This window comes from Enterobacter sp. PTB (assembly GCF_051130085.1).
Lineage (GTDB): Bacteria > Pseudomonadota > Gammaproteobacteria > Enterobacterales > Enterobacteriaceae > Enterobacter > Enterobacter ludwigii.
The window spans coordinates 12,183-30,493 of sequence record NZ_JBDKEE010000028.1 but is presented as its reverse complement, the minus strand read 5'-3'; the positions used below and the strand labels follow the sequence as shown (position 1 = coordinate 30,493).

Sequence of the window (18,311 nt, the reverse complement as noted above, 5' to 3'; positions counted from 1 at the left end):
CGGTGCGGTCAGATGCCCACACCCCAACTCTCTCCCACAGGATGAGAGGGAAAACATAAGGAGTAAACATGGTCACGCCATATATCTCAATGGCGGGGATCGGCAAATCCTTTGGTCCGGTTCACGCATTAACGTCGGTTGATTTAACTATTTATCCCCACGAGATTCATGCGTTATTAGGGGAGAATGGCGCCGGTAAATCAACCTTAATGAAAGTATTGTCGGGAATACATGAACCGACCAAAGGAACTATTACTATCAACGAGGTAAATTACGACAAGCTCGATCATAAACTGGCAGCACAGTTGGGCATTGGCATAATTTACCAGGAACTTAGCGTTATCGATGAATTAACCGTTCTGGAGAATTTATATATTGGCCGTCATCTGACGAAAAAAGTCTGTGGCGTCAATATCATCGACTGGAAAGAGATGCGTATTCGCGGCGCAATGATGCTTTTACGCGTGGGATTGAAAGTCGATTTAGATGAAAAGGTGGCGAATTTATCCATCAGCCACAAGCAAATGCTGGAAATTGCAAAAACATTAATGCTCAACGCTAAAGCGATCATTATGGATGAGCCCACATCGTCTTTAACCAATAAAGAGGTGGATTATCTTTTCCTGATCATGAATCAATTACGTAAAGAGGGCACAGCAATTGTGTATATCTCGCATAAGCTCGCAGAAATCCGCCGCATTTGCGACCGCTTTACCGTGATGAAAGATGGAAGCAGCGTCTGCACGGGCATGGTGAGTGATGTCACAAACGACGATATTGTGCGCCTGATGGTGGGCCGCGAGTTGCAAAACCGCTTTAACGCGATGAAAGAAAGTACCGGCAACCTCGAACGCGATACCGTGTTCGAAGTGAAAAACGTCACCAGCCGGGACAAGAAAAAAGTACGTGATATCTCGTTCAGCGTGAACCGCGGTGAAATCTTTGGCTTTGCAGGGCTCGTCGGCTCAGGCCGCACCGAGCTGATGGACTGCCTCTTCGGGGTGGATAAACGCGCTAGCGGTGAAATCCGTCTCAACGGTAAAACCATCTCCCCACACTCACCGTTAGATGCGTTGAAAAAAGGGATGGCCTACATCACTGAAAGCCGTCGGGAAAACGGCTTCTTCCCCAACTTCTCTATTGCTCAGAACATGGCGGTCAGCCAAAGCCTGAAAAATGGCGGCTACAAAGGCGCCATGGGCCTGTTTCGCGAACATGAAGAGCGCAAAACTGCTGAAACGCAGCGCCAGCTGCTGGCGTTAAAGTGCCATAGCGTGGAGCAAAACATCACTGAGCTCTCCGGCGGAAACCAGCAGAAGGTGCTGATTTCCAAATGGCTGTGCTGCAACCCGGACGTCATCATTTTTGATGAACCTACCCGCGGCATCGACGTCGGCGCAAAGGCCGAAATCTACAAGGTGATGCGCCAGTTGGCTGACGAGGGCAAGGTCATCCTGATGGTGTCATCCGAGCTACCTGAAATTATCGCCGTCTGCGACCGCATCGCCGTGTTCTGCGAAGGGCGACTGACGCAAATCCTGACCAATCGCGACGACATGGGCGAAGAGGAGATTATGGCATGGGCATTACCACAAGAGTGAAACGCGATATGGACGAAAAAAAACCGTTTAATTTCGCGCTGTTCTGGGACAAGTACGGCACCTTTTTCATCCTCGCGATCATCGTTGCCATCTTTGGCACGCTGTCGTCGGAATACTTCCTGACCACCAACAACATCACTCAGATTTTTGTTCAGAGTTCGGTGACGGTGCTGATCGGGATGGGCGAGTTCTTTGCCATTCTGGTGGCAGGTATCGATCTGTCCGTCGGGGCGATTCTGGCGCTGTCCGGGATGGTGACCGCCAAGCTCATGCTGGCCGGCGTCGACCCGTTCCTGGCAGCGCTCATTGGCGGCGTGCTGGTTGGCGGTGCGTTAGGCGCGATCAACGGCTGTCTGGTCAACTGGACCGGGCTGCATCCGTTCATTATCACCCTGGGCACTAACGCCATTTTTCGCGGCATTACGCTGGTGATTTCGGATGCCAACTCGGTATACGGCTTCTCGTTCGACTTTGTAAACTTTTTTGCCGCCAATCTCTTAGGTATTCCCGTGCCGGTGATCTTCTCGCTGGTAGTGGCGGTGATTCTCTGGTTCCTCACCACCCGTATGCGGCTGGGACGCAACATCTACGCGCTGGGCGGTAACAAGAACTCGGCGTTCTACTCCGGTATTGACGTGAAGTTTCATATCCTGGTGGTTTTCATTATCTCCGGTGTGTGTGCAGGGCTGGCAGGCGTGGTGTCAACGGCACGACTGGGGGCAGCAGAACCGCTGGCTGGGATGGGCTTTGAAACCTACGCCATTGCCAGCGCCATTATCGGCGGAACCAGCTTCTTTGGCGGTAAAGGGCGCATCTTCTCTGTCGTGATTGGGGGGCTCATCATCGGCACCATCAATAACGGACTCAATATTTTACAAGTACAAACCTACTACCAGCTGGTGGTGATGGGCGGGTTGATTATCGCCGCTGTCGCCCTCGATAGATTGATCAGTAAGTAAGGAATTGACGATGAAAATTTCCCCCTCCCTGATGTGTATGGACCTGCTGAAATTCAAAGAGCAGATCGAATTCATAGACCAGCACGCGGACTACTTCCATATCGATATCATGGACGGTCACTTTGTGCCCAATTTGACGCTATCACCGTTCTTTGTCAGCCAGGTGAAGAAGCTCGCCACCAAACCGCTGGACTGCCATCTGATGGTGACGCGCCCCCAGGACTACATTAGTCAACTGGCACAGGCCGGAGCGGATTTCATCACCCTGCATCCGGAAACGATTAACGGTCAGGCCTTCCGCCTGATTGACGAAATTCGCCGTCATGGCATGAGAGTCGGTCTGATCCTCAACCCTGAAACGCCCGTTGAAGCGATGAAATATTACATTCACAAGGCGGACAAAATTACGGTCATGACCGTCGATCCTGGCTTTGCCGGGCAGCCTTTCATTCCGGAAATGCTCGAAAAAATTGCCGAGCTGAAAGCCTGGCGCGAACGTGAAGGGCTGCGCTATGAGATTGAGATCGATGGCTCCTGCAATCAGTCCACCTACAAAAAACTGATGGCCGCCGGGGCTGATGTCTTTATCGTCGGGACGTCAGGGCTGTTCAACCACGCAGAGAATATCGACGACGCATGGCAACTGATGGCCGGACAGATTCTGTCGGCAAAGAACGAGGCCCTTCCTCATGCAAAAACAGCCTGATGTCGTCGCCGGAGTGGATATGGGCGCTACCCATATCCGTTTTTGCCTGCTTACAGCCGAGGGGGCCGTGCTGCACTGTGAAAAACACCGTACGGCAGACATTATCCGTTCAGGCGTCATGTGCGGCGTCGCAGAAATGATCGTTGCAAGGCTTCGCCACTATCAGGTTCGCTGTCGGGGTCTGGTGATGGGTTTTCCTGCGCTGGTCGGCAAAGACAAACGCACCATAATCTCAACACCAAACCTGCCATTACAGGCAACAGACCGACAGGACCTGGCGGGCAAACTGGCGGACGCGCTGGGATGCCCGGTCGAATTCTACCGTGACGTTAACCTCCAGCTCTCTTTTGATGTTAAGCAGCACAACTTGCAGCAACAGCAGGTTCTGGCAGCCTATCTCGGTACCGGCATGGGGTTCGCCATCTGGCTGAACGGCGCGCCCTGGACAGGTGCACACGGGGTCGCAGGCGAGCTTGGACATATTCCGCAGGGCGATATGTCACGCCATTGCGGTTGTGGTAACACAGGATGTCTGGAGACCGTCTGTTCCGGTATTGCCCTGAAACAGTGGTATGAACAACAGCCCCGTGATTACGCGATTGGCGAGATTTTTACCTCAGCGTGTCATGACCCCTTTGTCATACAGCTCTTAAATCATGCAGCCCGAGCCATTGCCACCAGCGTAAATCTCTTCGACCCGGATGCGGTGATCCTCGGCGGCGGCGTGATGGATATGGTCGATTTTCCACGCGACGCGCTGATTGCCAGAATTAAACAGCATCTGCGCCGTCCGCTGCCGTATGAGGCAGTCCGTTTCATTACAGCATCATCGTCATCCTTTAACGGTGCTCAGGGGGCGGCGACCCTGGCTCTCAGACAGTTCCTGTCATCACCTTGCGCAACGCCTGTGCCAGCTGTACACGGGTAAAAGGCTTACGCAGTAACGCCACGTCCGGCAGTTGCGGGTTATGCGTCGGACGCAGATCCTGGCCGCTGATCAGCAACACCGGAAGCTGCGGATAATGGCTGCGCACATGGTTGATCACCTCGGCACCGCTGAGGTTGCCGGGCAGCATTAAGTCGCTAATGAACATGCCAATATCCGGTGACGCGTCCAGCATCTTCAGGGCCTGTTCGCCGTTGTCCGCTTCAAGCGTCAGATAGCCCAGCTGATGCAGCTGCTCGCACAGGGTCTGGCGGACATCGGCTTCATCTTCCAGCACCAGTACCAGGCGTTCATTTTCAACGGCAGCCGCGGCGGCCTGGGTCTCATCAGCAGAACGAACAGGCAGCGTCGAGCGTGGCAGATGCAGCCGCACGGTGGTCCCCTGCCCCGGCGCGCTTTCAATCTCCACGCGCCCACCGGACTGGCGCACAAAACCGTAGACCATCGACAGGCCTAATCCGCTACCGCTCCCGGTTTGCTTGGTCGTGAAGAACGGTTCGAAGACCCGGGATTTGACCTCCTGCGACATTCCACTTCCCCGGTCAATAACCTCCAGCGCCACCATATCCTGCCTGCGTCCGTCACTGCGCGTCACGCGCTGATTCCACGTGCGGATCTTAATAACTCCCGTCTGTCCCTCCATCGCATCGCGGGCGTTCATCACCAGGTTAATAATGGCGTTTTCCAGCTGGCTGACGTCTATCCACGCCGGCCACGCCGGTGATTGCGCTTCAATTTCCAGCGTCAGGGTGGCCGGCAGCGAGTGGTACATCAACTCCCGCAGGTTCTCGAGCAGCGGTTTCATCTCTACCGCGTGCGGGGTCAGGGATTGCTTGCGGGAAAACGCCAGCAGGCGCTGGGTCAGCACCGCACCACGCTCGGCGGCCTTGAGTGCCCGGGTGATACGCGGGGCGTCATGTGAGTCGGGATCGGTGAGTTCCAGACTGCCAATGATCACCGCCAGCAGGTTGTTAAAGTCATGCGCCAGACCGCCCGTCAGCTGCCCGACGGCCTTCATCTTCTGGCTGTGCAGCAGCGCCTCTTCCAGCCCCTGACGCTCGATACGGTCGATCTCCATCTGCGTGGTTTTTTCTTTCAGCAGGCGGGTGGTGTGGACAAGCGAGGCGGTGTTGCGGGCAAAAACGTTAAACGCTCGCGCCAGCTCACCCAGCTCATCACGACGCTGCAGCCCGGGGACGGAAACATCCTGCTCGCCATGAGCAAGGCGCGACATCGCCCGGGAGATGGCCGTCAGGTTGGAGGCCAGATTACGGTAGATATACCAACAGGCGCACCCGGTGATGATCAGCGCCAGCACGGCGAACACACTGATAAATACGCTGATGGAGCGCAGCTCCTGGTGACTCTGGGCAGTGCGTAGCCGGGAGGCCTGCGCCACCTGTTCAACGTACTGATTGATGTCGCTGTTTAATATCGCCACCAGCGCCTTGATGTGGAACATATACCAGCTGATCGCCAGATCGCTCTCCTCCAGCTGCGTCGAGAGCGGAACAAGCTTGTGAAGCTCGGCATTAAAATCGGGCAGGATAGCGTTCACCACGGGCTGCGTCACGCTTCGGGGCAGCGTTGCCGTCACGGCATCCAGCTGCTGAACCGTGGCGCGCGGCGAGGGCGTTTCAATAGCGGCGATGATTAGTCTGTCCATTTCCATAAGCTGTTGCGCATCCGGGACGTTGCTGGCGTAACGGCGGTTGATGTCCTGCAGATGGCGTAAATAGCTCTGGCTTTGATAGAGCGCGCTGAGAAGCGCATTACGCTCCAGATGACGCCGCTGCCCGCGCTCCAGCATGCCCGTCACGCTCTGCTGTAACTCATTACTTCTCTGAATAATTCGCGCCACCAGCGCGGGCTCCTGTTGCGCCAGTGGCGCATCGGCAAGCTGTTCCAGCGAGTGACGCAGCGCCATCTGCGTCTGCTTCAGGCGCTCGGCTTCGCCCTTGTATTCCAGCGCGCCTACAACTTGCGAGAGCCGCACCGCCGCCGTTGCCACATTGGCGGTATCGCGGGCGAGGTTCATGCTGCCGGTCATGTCATCCAGCGTCTGCTGCTGCACCTGTTCCTGGATCTGGCTGGCATGACGAAAGCCGAGCACCGCCACGCCGCTGACCATCAGCGTCACCGCCACCACCAGCAGATTAAAAATCAGCAGGCGACCACGGGCGCTGGCAAAGAAGGGCGGACGGTGTGATGGCATACGGTAAGCTCCGGTGCAATGTGATGCCCTCACCCTGGCCCTCTCCTGCTGAGAGGGAAAAAGCGGGGAATTGTGATGTAAGTTAACTATTCATAACTATGACAAATATGAACGGCTTCTGACATTTTGCATTTACCAACCTGTGATGAAGTGCGGATATCGACATTCAAGGAGATCCGCCATGAGCAGAACCCCGGTACTGGAGATGCGCAACATTGCCAAAACGTTTGGCCATTTCCACGCGCTCAAGGGTGTGGATTTGACGGTGTACCCCGGTGAGATCCACGCGCTGATGGGGGAAAACGGCGCAGGAAAGAGTACCCTGATGAAGATCCTCGCGGGCGCCTACACCGCCACCAGCGGCGAGATCCTGATTGACGGACAGCCGTTTCACATCAAAGGGCCAAAGGACGCGCTGGCCGCGGGTATCACCCTCATTTATCAGGAGATGCAGCTTGCCCCCAATCTGACCGTCGCTGAAAACATTTTCCTGGGCAGCGAGCTGTCGCGCGCGGGGCTGGTACAGCGCAAAGAGATGGCCGCACAGGCGCAGGCGGTGATTGACCGTCTGGGCGCGCACTTCAAGGCGACCGACCTGGTAATGAGGCTGACCATCGCCGAGCAGCAGCAGGTTGAAATTGCCCGCGCGCTGCACCGCAACAGCCGCATTCTGGTGATGGATGAACCCACCGCCGCCCTCTCCTCACGTGAAACCCATCGCCTGTTCGAGCTGATACTGCGCCTGCGAGAGGAAGGAATGGCGATTATCTATATCAGCCACCGCATGGCGGAAGTGTATGAACTCTCCGATCGCGTCAGCGTTCTGCGTGACGGGCAGTACGTCGGTAGCCTGACGCGCGACAAACTGAACGCCTCTGAACTGGTGAAGATGATGGTCGGCCGTCCGCTAAGCGATCTGTTTAACAAAGAGCGCGATATCCCGCTCGGCAGCCCGCGTCTTAACGTGCATCACCTTACCGACGGCAAGAAAGTGCTCCCCTGCAGTCTGCAGGTGCGTTCCGGAGAAATTGTCGGGCTGGCAGGTCTGGTGGGCGCCGGACGTTCCGAACTGGCGCAGCTGATCTTCGGCGCGCGCAAAGCCACGGGCGGCATGATTGAGGTCGACGGCGAACCGGTGGTGATCCACTCCCCGCGTGCCGCCATCGACAACGGGATCGGTTTTCTCACCGAGAACCGCAAAGAACAAGGGCTGTTCCTCGAGCTGGCCGCACAGGAGAACATCACCATGGCGACGCTGGAGCGCGACGCCACCTTCGGCATGCTGAACCGCAAAAAAGCGCAGACCATTTCTGACGATGCGATCGCCCTGCTTAACATCCGCGTGCCGCATTCACAGGTCCGCGCGGGCGGCCTGTCCGGGGGCAATCAGCAAAAGCTGCTTATCTCCCGCTGGGTGGCCATCGGCCCACGCATTCTGATTCTGGATGAACCGACGCGCGGCGTCGACGTCGGGGCGAAAAGTGAAATCTACCGCATCATGAACCAGATGGCGCGCAAGGGCGTGGCGATCCTGATGATCTCCAGCGAGCTGCCGGAAATCGTCGGCATGAGCGACCGCGTCTATGTCATGCGTGAAGGCAGCATTGCAGGTGAACTTCACGGAGCAGAAATTTCTCAGGAAAACATCATGACGCTGGCGACCGGCGTGAACGACTCTCATCATCAGGCGGTGCAACTATGACAAATTCAACCCATCCGCAGCAGGTGGCGAAGTCCGCCTCTGCCAAAAAAATGCTGATGAGCGATCTGATGCAGACGGTCGGCATTTTGCCCATCTTGATCCTGATTGTGGCGGTATTTGGTTTTATCGCGCCTAACTTCTTTACCGAAAGTAATCTGCTCAATATCACCCGCCAGGCGTCGATCAACATCGTACTGGCCGCAGGGATGACCTTCATCATTCTGACCGGCGGGATCGACCTCTCTGTCGGCTCCATTCTGGGCACCACGGCCGTGGCGGCGATGGTGGTGTCGTTAATACCTGAGTTCGCCATGCTTTCTATTCCGGCAGCGCTCATGCTCGGCCTGGTGCTGGGTTTGTTCAACGGCGCGCTGGTGGCTTTTGCCGGGCTGCCGCCGTTTATCGTGACGCTCGGTACCTATACGGCCCTGCGCGGTGCGGCTTACCTGCTGGCGGACGGTACGACCGTCATTAACTCCAACATTAACTTTGAGTGGATCGGCAATAACTACCTCGGCCCCATTCCGTGGCTGGTGGTGATCGCGCTGGCGGTCATTGTGCTGTGCTGGTTTATTCTGCGCCGCACCACGCTTGGCGTTCACATTTATGCGGTTGGCGGCAACATGCAGGCGGCGCGTCTGACAGGCATTAAGGTCTGGCTGGTGCTGTTGTTTGTGTACGGCATGAGCGGGCTGCTCTCGGGCCTGGGCGGCGTGATGAGTGCCTCGCGTCTCTACAGCGCCAACGGCAACCTGGGCATGGGCTACGAGCTGGATGCGATTGCGGCGGTGATCCTCGGCGGTACCAGCTTTGTTGGCGGGATCGGCACGATCACCGGCACGCTGGTGGGGGCGCTGATCATCGCCACGCTTAACAACGGCATGACGCTGATGGGCGTCTCCTACTTCTGGCAACTGGTGATCAAAGGGGCGGTGATCATCATAGCGGTGCTGATCGACAAATACCGTACCCGACACCATCAAAGTGCATAACAACAATACCCTACAAGCGAGGAAGAGAAGATGCGTTTGAAACCGTTAGTGACCGCGCTCTGTGCTGGCGCGCTGCTTGCCGCAACGCCGTTTGCGCAGGCGAAAGATCTGAAGTCCATCGGCGTGACGGTGGGCGACCTGGCCAACCCATTCTTCGTGCAGATCACCAAAGGTGCCGAGCTGGAAGCGCGCAAACTGGCGGGGGATAACGTCAAAGTGACGCTGGTCTCCAGCGGTTACGATCTCGGCCAGCAGGTGGCGCAGATCGACAACTTTATTGCGGCCAAAGTGGACATGATCATCCTTAACGCCGCGGATTCCAAAGGGATCGGCCCGGCGGTTAAACGCGCGAAAGAGGCCGGGATCGTGGTTGTCGCGGTTGACGTCGCGGCGGAAGGGGCGGATGCCACCATCACCTCCGATAACACCCAGGCGGGGGAAATGGCCTGTAAATACATTACTGACCGCCTGAAAGGCAAAGGCAACGTGGTCATCATCAACGGGCCGCCAGTGTCCGCGGTGCAAAACCGCGTCGAAGGCTGCCAGACCGAGTTCAAAAAACATCCGGATATCAAGGTGCTCTCTGATAACCAGAACGCCAAAGGTAGCCGTGAAGGCGGTCTGGAAGTGATGACCTCACTGCTGGCGGCCAATCCGAAGATCGACGGCGTGTTCGCGATTAACGATCCGACGGCGATCGGTGCCGATCTGGCGGCAAAACAGGCCCAACGCAATGAATTCTTTATCGTTGGCGTAGACGGTAGTCCGGACGGCGAAGAAGCGCTTAAGCGTGAAAACTCCCTGTTTGTCGCGACGCCGGCTCAGGATCCGCAGGTAATGGCGGCAAAAGCGGTTGAGATCGGCTATGACATTCTGCAGGGCAAACCTGCGCCTAAAGAGCCTGTGCTGATCCCGGTGACGATGATCGATAAAAAGAACGTCGGATCCTATAAGGGGTGGACAGTGAAGTGATGTAGTGCGGTTTGATGCCCTCACCCTGATCTTCTCTTCGCGGGAGAGTTGGGGTGAGGCCTGACATAGCGTCCAGGGGGCCCCATGAAACGCTCCGAAATCAATGAAATCCTTGGCCACACGCGGCAGTTCTTCTCCATGCACGATGTGCATCTCCCTCCCTTTGCCAGTTTTCCGCCGACGAAATGGCAGCAGCTTGACCCGGCCACCTGGCAGGAAGTGTTTGATCTCAGGCTTGGCTGGGACGTAACGGCATTCGGCAGCGACCATTTTGCCGCACAGGGGCTAACGCTCTTTACCCTGCGCAATGGCTCACCGAACGGCGTGCCCTATGAAAAGTGCTATGCCGAAAAAATCATGCACGTCCGGGATGGTCAGGTGACGCCCATGCATTTTCACTGGCGTAAACGGGAAGACATCATCAACCGTGGCGGCGGAAACCTGATCGTCGAGTTATGGAATGCCGATGCACATCAAGAACCTGAAAATACCGACGTGACCGTTACCCTCGACGGCTGTCTGCAGACCCACGCGCCCGGCAGTCAGTTACGCCTGCAACCCGGGGACAGCATCTGCCTCCCCCCCGGCCTGTACCACAGTTTCTGGGGCGAACGCGGTTTTGGCGACGTACTGGTGGGGGAAGTGTCATCGGTGAATGACGATGAACACGATAACCATTTTTTACAGCCCATTGCCCGCTATAACAATATCGAAGAAGACGAACCGGCGGTGCTGGTGTTGTGCAACGAGTACAACCTGTTTCGGAAATAAGGAGTAAATAATGCCATTGATTTCTCTTGCCGACGGTCTTGAGCACGCCAGGAAACACCGCTACGCGCTCGGCGCGTTTAACGTTCTCGACTCCCATTTTTTGCGCGCGCTGTTTGCTGCCGCGAAACAGGAACGCTCGCCGTTTATCATTAATATTGCGGAAGTCCACTTTAAGTATGTCTCCCTGGAGTCGCTGGTCGAAGCGGTCAGGTTTGAAGCCGCCCGTCATGATATTCCGGTGGTGCTCAACCTCGATCACGGCCTGCATTTCGAGGCGGTGGTACGTGCGCTGCGCGTAGGCTTCAGCTCCGTGATGTTTGATGGCTCCACCCTGAGCTATGAAGAAAACATTCGTCAGACGCGGGAGGTGGTGAAGATGTGCCACGCGGTTGGCGTATCGGTAGAAGCGGAGCTGGGTGCGGTAGGCGGTGACGAAGGTGGCGCGTTGTATGGCCAGGCGGATGAAGCATTGTTTACGGACCCGCTGCGGGCACGCGAGTTTGTCGATGCCACCGGCATTGATGCGCTGGCGGTCGCCATTGGCAACGCGCACGGTAAATACAAAGGCGAGCCAAAACTCGATTTCCCTCGTCTGGACGCCATTCGCCAGCAGACCGGCCTGCCGTTGGTCTTACACGGCGGCTCCGGCATCAGCGATGCCGATTTTCGTCGCGCCATCGAGCTGGGGATCCATAAAATCAACTTTTATACCGGCATGTCACAGGCCGCGCTCTCTGCCGTTGAGCAACGGATGGCAAAACGTCTGCCTCTGTACGATGAATTTGCAGAACTGTTGCTGGGCATAGAGGAGGCGATTACCGATACGGTCGCCGCGCAAATGCGCATCTTTGGCAGCGCGGGGCAGGCATAATGGAACGTAAAGGGATTATCGCCGCCGGCAATATGCTGGTGGATCACGTCCACCAGATTGTGCAATGGCCGGAACGCGGCTGGCTGGCGGAGATTACCCACAGCGAACGTTCAACCGGCGGTGCGCCGCTGAACGTCCTGCTGACGCTGGCCAAAATGCACGTTGGCCTGCCGCTGCAGGCCGTCGGCCTGATTGGCGAAGATAGCGACGGCGATTACATCCTGGCGATGCTCGATCAGTATCACGTCAACCGCCAGCGGGTGCAGCGCACGACTTTTGCGCCAACCTCTATGTCGCAGGTTATGACCGACCCCAGCGGGCAGCGCACTTTTTTCCACTCCCCGGGCGCCAACCGTCTTCTGGATCTGCCCGTCTTCGACCGCCTCGACGGCGCGATGAAGATTTTCCATCTCGGCTACCTGTTACTGCTCGACAGCCTGGATATGCCCGATGACGAGTACGGCACCCGCAGCGCACGGCTGCTGGCCCAGATGCGCGATCAGGGGTATGAAACCTCGCTCGATCTGGTCTCGCGAAAGGGTGACCCGCGCTATCAGCCGCTGGTCCTCCCTGCCCTGCGCCATCTTGATTATCTGGTCATCAACGAACTGGAAGCCGGCGAGTTTAGCGGGCTGGAAATGCGCGACGAGAACGATGCCCCGCACATTGCCCATATCGCGGAAGCCGCCTCACAGCTTCTGGCGGCTGGCGTGCGTCAGCGGGTGGTGATCCACTGTCCGGAAGGGGCGTGGGGGTTAACACCGGACGATGAAGGGCGCTGGATCCCCTCCTGGTTGCTGGAGCGGGAAGAGATTATCGGCAGCGTCGGGGCGGGTGATGCCTTCTGCGCAGGCTTCTTATACGGCTGCCATGAAGCGTTGCCGCTGATCGAGAGTATTTATCTGGCCCATGCCTGCGCGCGGGCAAGCCTGCTGGCTGCGAACGCCATTGATGGGGCAAAAACGCTGGCCGAGCTGCAGCTGTTTATTAAAGAGAATATTTAAGCCGCTTTCTCGCTGTGAGACACATCGGCAGCAAAGACGTAGCCCAGCCCACGGACGGTTTTAATGAGTGCGGGCTGATGCGGGTTGGCTTCTATTTTACGGCGCAGGCGCATGATCAACACATCGATTGTGCGGTCGAACACCTCGGCACTTTCGCTGTGCGTCAGCTCGAGCAGTTGTTCCCGGCTGAGCACCCGCCGGGCGTTCTGGGTGAGCGCCAGCAGCAGACCATATTCTCCCTGGGTCAACGGTACGGGGTTACGCTGCGGATCGCTGAGTTCACAGCGGGAGGTATCCAGCGTCCAGCCATTGAACGTCACGCCCGCCACGCGTGGCACCGGGGTGTCTGCGGCCAGCGCCCCGGTACGGCGAAGCACGGCTTTAACCCGGGCAACCACCACGCGCGGGTTAAACGGTTTGCCAATATAATCGTCGGCCCCCATCTCCAGCCCCACCACCACGTCTGACTCACTGCCCAGCCCGGTCAGCATCACCACCGGCAGCTCCGGACGTTGCTTTTGCAGGTGCAGTAATACCTGCAGGCCGTTGATATCCGGCAGCATCATATCCAGCAGGACAAGGGCGATGTGTGGCTCATGCTGAACCAGACTCAGCGCGTCCTGGCCGTTATGGCAGACAAGCACGCTAAAGACGTGCTCACTCAGCACATCCTGCAGCAGCTCGCAGACTGCGGTATCGTCATCAACCACCAGAATCGCCGGTTTCATCGCATGCTTCCATCAGGGGATTATGTTAAGTCTGAACTATTCTGCCGTCGGCTCCAGCCAATTTGACTTTTACATGACGGAATTACAACCCATGTCACATCCACTGCCCATTCGACACGTCAATTTTGACGATTGGCTGTTTTTCGTCAGGGTTTTGCCCCTCTGTTGGCCGTAAAGTCTGCTGATACCCACAATAAAAACATGGCATAGAAGCTGCATAATGGGGCGTAAGCATTGATTAACTGGAGCAGACTGATGAAAAAAGTCGTCACGGTTTGCCCTTATTGTGCCTCGGGTTGCAAGATCAACCTGGTGGTCGATAACGGCAAAATCGTCCGGGCGGAGGCCGCCCAGGGGAAAACCAACCAGGGCACGCTGTGCCTGAAAGGCTACTACGGCTGGGATTTTATTAACGATACCCAAATCCTTACCCCACGCCTGAAAACCCCTATGATTCGCCGCGAGCGCGGTGGCAAGCTGGAAGCCGTCTCCTGGAGCGAGGCGCTGGATTATGTCGCCACGCGCCTGAGCGCCATCAAAGCCAAGTATGGCCCGGATGCGATCCAGACTACCGGCTCTTCACGCGGTACCGGTAATGAAACCAACTATGTAATGCAAAAATTCGCGCGCGCCGTTATTGGTACCAATAACGTCGACTGCTGCGCTCGCGTCTGACACGGCCCATCGGTTGCAGGTCTGCACCAGTCGGTCGGTAACGGCGCTATGAGTAATGCGATCAACGAGATAGATAACACCGATCTCGTGTTTATTTTTGGCTATAACCCGGCGGATTCTCACCCTATCGTCGCGAACCACGTGATTCGCGCCAAACAGAATGGGGCGAAAATCATCGTCTGCGATCCGCGCAAAATTGAAACGGCACGTATTGCGGATATGCACATTGCACTGAAAAACGGCTCGAATATCGCGCTGTTGAATGCGATGGGCCACGTCATTATTGAGGAGAATCTGTACGACCAGGCGTTCGTCGCGACCCGTACGGAAGGGTTTGACGAGTATCGGAAAATTGTCGAAGGCTACACGCCGGAGTCCGTCGAAGCGATAACCGGCGTAAGCGCGCAAGAGATCCGCCAGGCAGCGCGGATGTACGCCGGGGCGAAAACCGCGGCCATTTTGTGGGGCATGGGCGTAACCCAGTTCTATCAGGGCGTGGAAACCGTACGCTCCCTGACAAGCCTCGCGATGCTGACCGGAAATCTGGGCAAACCGCATGTGGGCGTGAACCCAGTACGTGGTCAAAATAACGTGCAGGGTGCGTGTGACATGGGCGCACTGCCGGATACCTATCCGGGCTATCAGTACGTTAAGTTCCCGGAAAATCGTGAGAAATTCGCGAAGGCCTGGGGCGTGGAGAGCCTGCCGGAACATACCGGGTATCGCATCAGCGAGCTGCCGCACCGTGCGGCGCACGGTGAAGTGCGTGCCGCCTACATTATGGGTGAAGATCCGCTGCAGACCGACGCCGAGCTGTCAGCGGTGCGTAAAGGCTTTGAGGATCTCGAACTGGTGATTGTCCAGGATATCTTTATGACCAAAACCGCGGCGGCGGCGGATGTGATTTTACCGTCAACGTCATGGGGCGAGCATGAAGGTGTCTACACGGCGGCAGACCGTGGCTTCCAGCGCTTCTTCAAAGCGGTGGAGCCGAAGTGGGATCTGAAAACCGACTGGCAGATCATCAGCGAAATCGCCACCCGCATGGGTTATCCGATGCATTACAACAACACTCAGGAAATCTGGGACGAGTTGCGCAAACTGTGTCCGGACTTCACCGGTGCCACCTATGAGAAAATGGGTGAGCTGGGGTATATTCAGTGGCCATGCCGCGATGAGTCAGAGGCCGATCAGGGCACGTCGTATCTCTTTAAAGAGAAGTTCGACACCCCGAACGGACTGGCGCAGTTCTTCACCTGCGACTGGGTCGCGCCAATCGATAAACTCACCGATGAGTATCCGATGGTGCTCTCTACCGTGCGTGAAGTGGGCCACTACTCCTGTCGTTCGATGACCGGTAACTGCGCTGCGCTGGCGGCACTGGCGGATGAACCGGGCTATGCGCAGATCAACACCGCTGACGCAGAGCGTCTGGGTATTGAAGATGAAGCCCTGATCTGGGTGCACTCGCGTAAAGGACGCATCATTACCCGTGCGCAGGTCAGCGACCGACCTAACAAAGGGGCGGTCTATATGACCTACCAGTGGTGGATTGGTGCCTGCAACGAACTGGTGACGGAGAACTTAAGCCCGATAACCAAAACGCCGGAGTATAAGTACTGCGCCGTACGCGTGGAGCCGATTGCTGACCAGCACGCCGCGGAACAGTATGTGATTGACGAATATAGCAAGCTGAAAGCCAGACTGCGCGAAAGCGCGTTGGGTTAATGCCGTTAATTAATCGATGAATAAAAGGGGGTGACTTATTCACCCCTTTTTTATTTCTTAATAAGCTATTTATATTATCAATATATATTGTGCACACTGCCCCGCATCAATAATGTCATTAGCACCGAAATAAATACCCGGCTTTGTATTTTAATTCAGTGAGAGAATCTCCCCCACGAGCGTCTAATGCCCTCTTTCACAAGCATTATTGTGAGACGAAACGCGGCGGGCACCGGGAAATGTTCATTCACCTTTACCGCGCCCGTTTTTTTCTTCTGCGACGACGATTATACTGCGCGGCGTGTACCCAGATGATAAGAATCCATGAAATCAATTTTTCTGATGTTGTTATTTTTTACGTCACTCGTTCACGCGGATGAGATTGGCAGCCAGTACAAGCAACAGGCGGAAGCGGGTGACGCCCGCGCCCAGTATTACCTTGCCGATACCTACTTCAGTTCCGGCGACAGCAAGCAGGCCGCGCAGTGGGCAGAGAAAGCAGCAAAAGGGGGCGATGTCGACGCCATGGCGTTGTTATCGCAAATCCAGTTTACACAGGGCGATTACGCGCAGGCCAAAGCGCTGGCGCAGCAGGCCACTATCGCCGGCAGTAAACGCGGCGCAATTATGCTGGCGCGCGTGCTGGTCAACACCCAGGCAGGAAAAACTGACTACCCACAGGCCATCGCACTGCTGCAAACGGCAACCGAAGATATCGACAACGACTCCGCGGTGGATGCGCAAATGCTGCTGGGGATGATTTATGCCAACGGCGTTGAGGTGGCGCAGGACGACGTCAAAGCCGCGTCGTGGTTCAAACGCAGCTCCTCCCTTTCGCGTACGGGTTACGCGGAGTACTGGGCCGGAATGCTGTTCCAGCAGGGCGAGAAAGGCTTTATAACGCCGAATAAGCAGAAAGCGCTCTACTGGCTGAACCTGAGCTGTACCGAAGGGTTTGATACGGGATGTGAAGAATTTGACGCGTTGAGTGGGGAGTAAAGCCTCACATCAGGCCCTCTCTTTTTGGACAGAGAGGGAATGCGAAAAGGCCGGGTTAACCCCGGCCTTTTTATTTTACTGGTCTGCAGTCTTATCAAAACGACCCAGCACTTCGCGTTCATACGCCAGCGCTTTTTTACGGTCGAATTTGTGCTCCCACTTAGCGATAACCAGCACCGCCAGGGCGTTACCCACTACGTTCAGCGCCGTACGCGCCATGTCGAGGATACGGTCGACACCGGCGATAAACGCCAGACCTTCCAGCGGGATCCCTACGCTGCCCAGGGTCGCCAGCAGGACGACAAAGGAGACGCCAGGTACGCCTGCGATGCCTTTTGAGGTCACCATGAGGGTCAGCACCAGCACGATCTCCTGCCACAGAGACAGGTCAATGCCGTACAGCTGAGCAATAAAGATAGCCGCAATACTCTGGTACAGCGTTGAGCCGTCCAGGTTAAAGGAGTAGCCGGTTGGCACCACAAAGCTGGTAATCGATGCCGGCGCGCCGTAGGCCTCCATCTTCTCGATAATACGCGGCAGTACGCTTTCAGAGCTTGCCGTGGAGTACGCCAGAATCAACTCATCTTTGAGAATACGGATCAGGATCCAGATGCTCAGCCCACACAGGCGCGCCACAATTCCCAGTACCACCAGCGCGAAGAACAGGATGGCGAAGTGAACCAGAATCACCAGCTTCGCCAGCGGCCACAGGGAGGCGAAACCGAAGTTCGCCACGGTTACCGCGATAAGCGCAAACACCCCAACCGGCGCGTAGCGCATCACCATGTGAGTCACTTTGAACATGGTTTCAGAAATTGAGCGGAACACGGTGACCAGCGGTTCACGGTGCGTGGCAGGCAGGGAGGAGAGACCCAGACCAAACAACACCGAGAAGAAGATGATCGGCAGCATCTCGCCCTTCGCCATGGAAGCCACGATGTTGGTCGGCACCAGCGAAAGGATGGTTCCCATCAGGCCATGCGCGTGGCTCTGTACTTCAGCGGTAGTGCTTTGATATTTCGAAATATCCACCGTCGCCAGCTGCGACATATCGATCCCGGATCCTGGCTGGAACACGTTCGCCAGTGTGATGCCCAGAATGATGGCAATCGTCGTGATCACTTCGAAATAAAGAATTGTCTTCGCGCCGATACGGCCTAACTGTTTTGCATCCCCCACACCGGCAATGCCGACGACCAGCGTTGAGATAACAATCGGTACGACAATCATCTTGATCAGATGAATAAAGATATCCCCTGCCGGCGAGAGCAGGTTCGCAATCAGCCACTCGCGGCTGTCGCTGTGATAATGCAGGTAGCTACCCAGCAGGATACCCAGCACAAGGGCTAGCAAGATTTGCCAGGCCAGGCTGACTTTAACGTTTTTCATAGAAACTGACTTCCTCAATGAAGCGCCCTATTCACATAAACTGCATGAATATG

15 protein-coding genes are annotated in these 18,311 nt (G+C 56.4%); 12 read left to right on the top strand and 3 right to left on the bottom strand.

Features of this window, described 5'->3' with window-relative positions:
• The first annotated feature begins 68 nt into the window (after nt 1-68).
• From alsA to alsK, 4 genes are read left to right on the top strand one after another with little or no spacing between them, the layout of a single operon-like run.
• The gene (gene alsA, locus AAIR21_RS23445) at nt 69-1,601 is read left to right on the top strand and encodes a D-allose ABC transporter ATP-binding protein AlsA (RefSeq protein ID WP_014168250.1); all 1,533 of its coding nucleotides are present in this window, start codon (nt 69-71) and stop codon (nt 1,599-1,601) included.
• On the top strand, nt 1,580-2,560 hold the full coding sequence (gene alsC, locus AAIR21_RS23440) for a D-allose ABC transporter permease (RefSeq protein ID WP_014168249.1): 981 nt from the start codon (nt 1,580-1,582) through the stop codon (nt 2,558-2,560). The genes alsA and alsC overlap by 22 nt, the downstream gene beginning before the upstream one ends.
• Nucleotides 2,561-2,570: 10 nt before the next feature.
• Nucleotides 2,571-3,266, top strand: coding sequence for a D-allulose 6-phosphate 3-epimerase (alsE, locus tag AAIR21_RS23435; RefSeq protein ID WP_020882821.1), 696 nt, complete (start codon nt 2,571-2,573; stop codon nt 3,264-3,266).
• Nucleotides 3,250-4,194 (top strand): allose kinase, encoded by a 945-nt coding sequence (gene alsK, locus AAIR21_RS23430; RefSeq protein ID WP_183516904.1) that lies wholly within the window; start codon nt 3,250-3,252, stop codon nt 4,192-4,194. The genes alsE and alsK overlap by 17 nt, the downstream gene beginning before the upstream one ends.
• Here alsK and AAIR21_RS23425 read toward each other — a convergent pair.
• On the bottom strand, nt 4,139-6,427 hold the full coding sequence (locus tag AAIR21_RS23425; protein WP_183516905.1) for an ATP-binding protein: 2,289 nt from the start codon (nt 6,425-6,427) through the stop codon (nt 4,139-4,141). The genes alsK and AAIR21_RS23425 overlap by 56 nt on opposite strands.
• 181 nt (nt 6,428-6,608) lie before the next feature.
• Here AAIR21_RS23425 and AAIR21_RS23420 point away from each other — a divergent pair, with 181 nt between their 5' ends.
• The 6 genes from AAIR21_RS23420 (at nt 6,609) to AAIR21_RS23395 (ending at nt 12,739) form a co-directional block, all read left to right on the top strand.
• Nucleotides 6,609-8,129, top strand: coding sequence for a sugar ABC transporter ATP-binding protein (locus AAIR21_RS23420; RefSeq protein ID WP_020882824.1), 1,521 nt, complete (start codon nt 6,609-6,611; stop codon nt 8,127-8,129).
• Complete coding sequence (locus AAIR21_RS23415) at nt 8,126-9,121, top strand: ABC transporter permease subunit (protein WP_014168244.1); 996 nt, start codon at nt 8,126-8,128, stop codon at nt 9,119-9,121. Before AAIR21_RS23420 ends, AAIR21_RS23415 begins: the two co-directional genes overlap by 4 nt.
• A gap of 30 nt (nt 9,122-9,151) precedes the next feature.
• The gene (locus AAIR21_RS23410; RefSeq protein ID WP_014168243.1) at nt 9,152-10,093 is read left to right on the top strand and encodes an ABC transporter substrate-binding protein; all 942 of its coding nucleotides are present in this window, start codon (nt 9,152-9,154) and stop codon (nt 10,091-10,093) included.
• 84 nt (nt 10,094-10,177) lie between these two features.
• Entirely contained in the window at nt 10,178-10,864 is a 687-nt protein-coding gene (locus AAIR21_RS23405) for a D-lyxose/D-mannose isomerase (protein WP_020882825.1), read from the top strand.
• A gap of 10 nt (nt 10,865-10,874) precedes the next feature.
• Complete coding sequence (locus AAIR21_RS23400; RefSeq protein WP_183516906.1) at nt 10,875-11,735, top strand: ketose 1,6-bisphosphate aldolase; 861 nt, start codon at nt 10,875-10,877, stop codon at nt 11,733-11,735.
• A complete protein-coding gene (locus AAIR21_RS23395) occupies nt 11,732-12,739 on the top strand; it encodes a carbohydrate kinase family protein (RefSeq protein WP_183516913.1) in 1,008 nt (335 codons plus the stop codon). The genes AAIR21_RS23400 and AAIR21_RS23395 overlap by 4 nt, the downstream gene beginning before the upstream one ends.
• Here AAIR21_RS23395 and AAIR21_RS23390 read toward each other — a convergent pair.
• Nucleotides 12,736-13,467, bottom strand: coding sequence for a response regulator (locus AAIR21_RS23390; protein WP_014168239.1), 732 nt, complete (start codon nt 13,465-13,467; stop codon nt 12,736-12,738). The two genes, AAIR21_RS23395 and AAIR21_RS23390, sit on opposite strands and share 4 nt — an antisense overlap.
• 255 nt (nt 13,468-13,722) lie before the next feature.
• Between AAIR21_RS23390 and fdhF the strand changes: the two genes are divergently transcribed.
• On the top strand, nt 13,723-15,870 hold the full coding sequence (fdhF, locus tag AAIR21_RS23385; RefSeq protein WP_078774721.1) for a formate dehydrogenase subunit alpha: 2,148 nt from the start codon (nt 13,723-13,725) through the stop codon (nt 15,868-15,870).
• Nucleotides 15,871-16,194: 324 nt separating this feature from the next.
• Complete coding sequence (locus tag AAIR21_RS23380; RefSeq protein ID WP_014168236.1) at nt 16,195-16,869, top strand: tetratricopeptide repeat protein; 675 nt, start codon at nt 16,195-16,197, stop codon at nt 16,867-16,869.
• A gap of 75 nt (nt 16,870-16,944) precedes the next feature.
• Here AAIR21_RS23380 and gltP read toward each other — a convergent pair whose 3' ends face one another.
• On the bottom strand, nt 16,945-18,258 hold the full coding sequence (gene gltP / locus AAIR21_RS23375; RefSeq protein WP_013095082.1) for a glutamate/aspartate:proton symporter GltP: 1,314 nt from the start codon (nt 18,256-18,258) through the stop codon (nt 16,945-16,947).
• Between the last annotated feature and the right edge of the window lie 53 nt (nt 18,259-18,311).

Coding starts and splice junctions, on each gene's coding strand:
- gltP (WP_013095082.1), bottom strand. CDS start 18,258: ATGAAAAACGTTAAAGTCAGCCTGGCCTGGCAAATCTTGCTAGCCCTT.
- alsK (WP_183516904.1), top strand. CDS start 3,250: ATGCAAAAACAGCCTGATGTCGTCGCCGGAGTGGATATGGGCGCTACC.
- AAIR21_RS23390 (WP_014168239.1), bottom strand. CDS start 13,467: ATGAAACCGGCGATTCTGGTGGTTGATGACGATACCGCAGTCTGCGAG.
- AAIR21_RS23420 (WP_020882824.1), top strand. CDS start 6,609: ATGAGCAGAACCCCGGTACTGGAGATGCGCAACATTGCCAAAACGTTT.
- AAIR21_RS23425 (WP_183516905.1), bottom strand. CDS start 6,427: ATGCCATCACACCGTCCGCCCTTCTTTGCCAGCGCCCGTGGTCGCCTG.
- alsC (WP_014168249.1), top strand. CDS start 1,580: ATGGGCATTACCACAAGAGTGAAACGCGATATGGACGAAAAAAAACCG.
- AAIR21_RS23405 (WP_020882825.1), top strand. CDS start 10,178: ATGAAACGCTCCGAAATCAATGAAATCCTTGGCCACACGCGGCAGTTC.
- AAIR21_RS23415 (WP_014168244.1), top strand. CDS start 8,126: ATGACAAATTCAACCCATCCGCAGCAGGTGGCGAAGTCCGCCTCTGCC.
- AAIR21_RS23410 (WP_014168243.1), top strand. CDS start 9,152: ATGCGTTTGAAACCGTTAGTGACCGCGCTCTGTGCTGGCGCGCTGCTT.
- AAIR21_RS23400 (WP_183516906.1), top strand. CDS start 10,875: ATGCCATTGATTTCTCTTGCCGACGGTCTTGAGCACGCCAGGAAACAC.
- AAIR21_RS23380 (WP_014168236.1), top strand. CDS start 16,195: ATGAAATCAATTTTTCTGATGTTGTTATTTTTTACGTCACTCGTTCAC.
- alsA (WP_014168250.1), top strand. CDS start 69: ATGGTCACGCCATATATCTCAATGGCGGGGATCGGCAAATCCTTTGGT.
- alsE (WP_020882821.1), top strand. CDS start 2,571: ATGAAAATTTCCCCCTCCCTGATGTGTATGGACCTGCTGAAATTCAAA.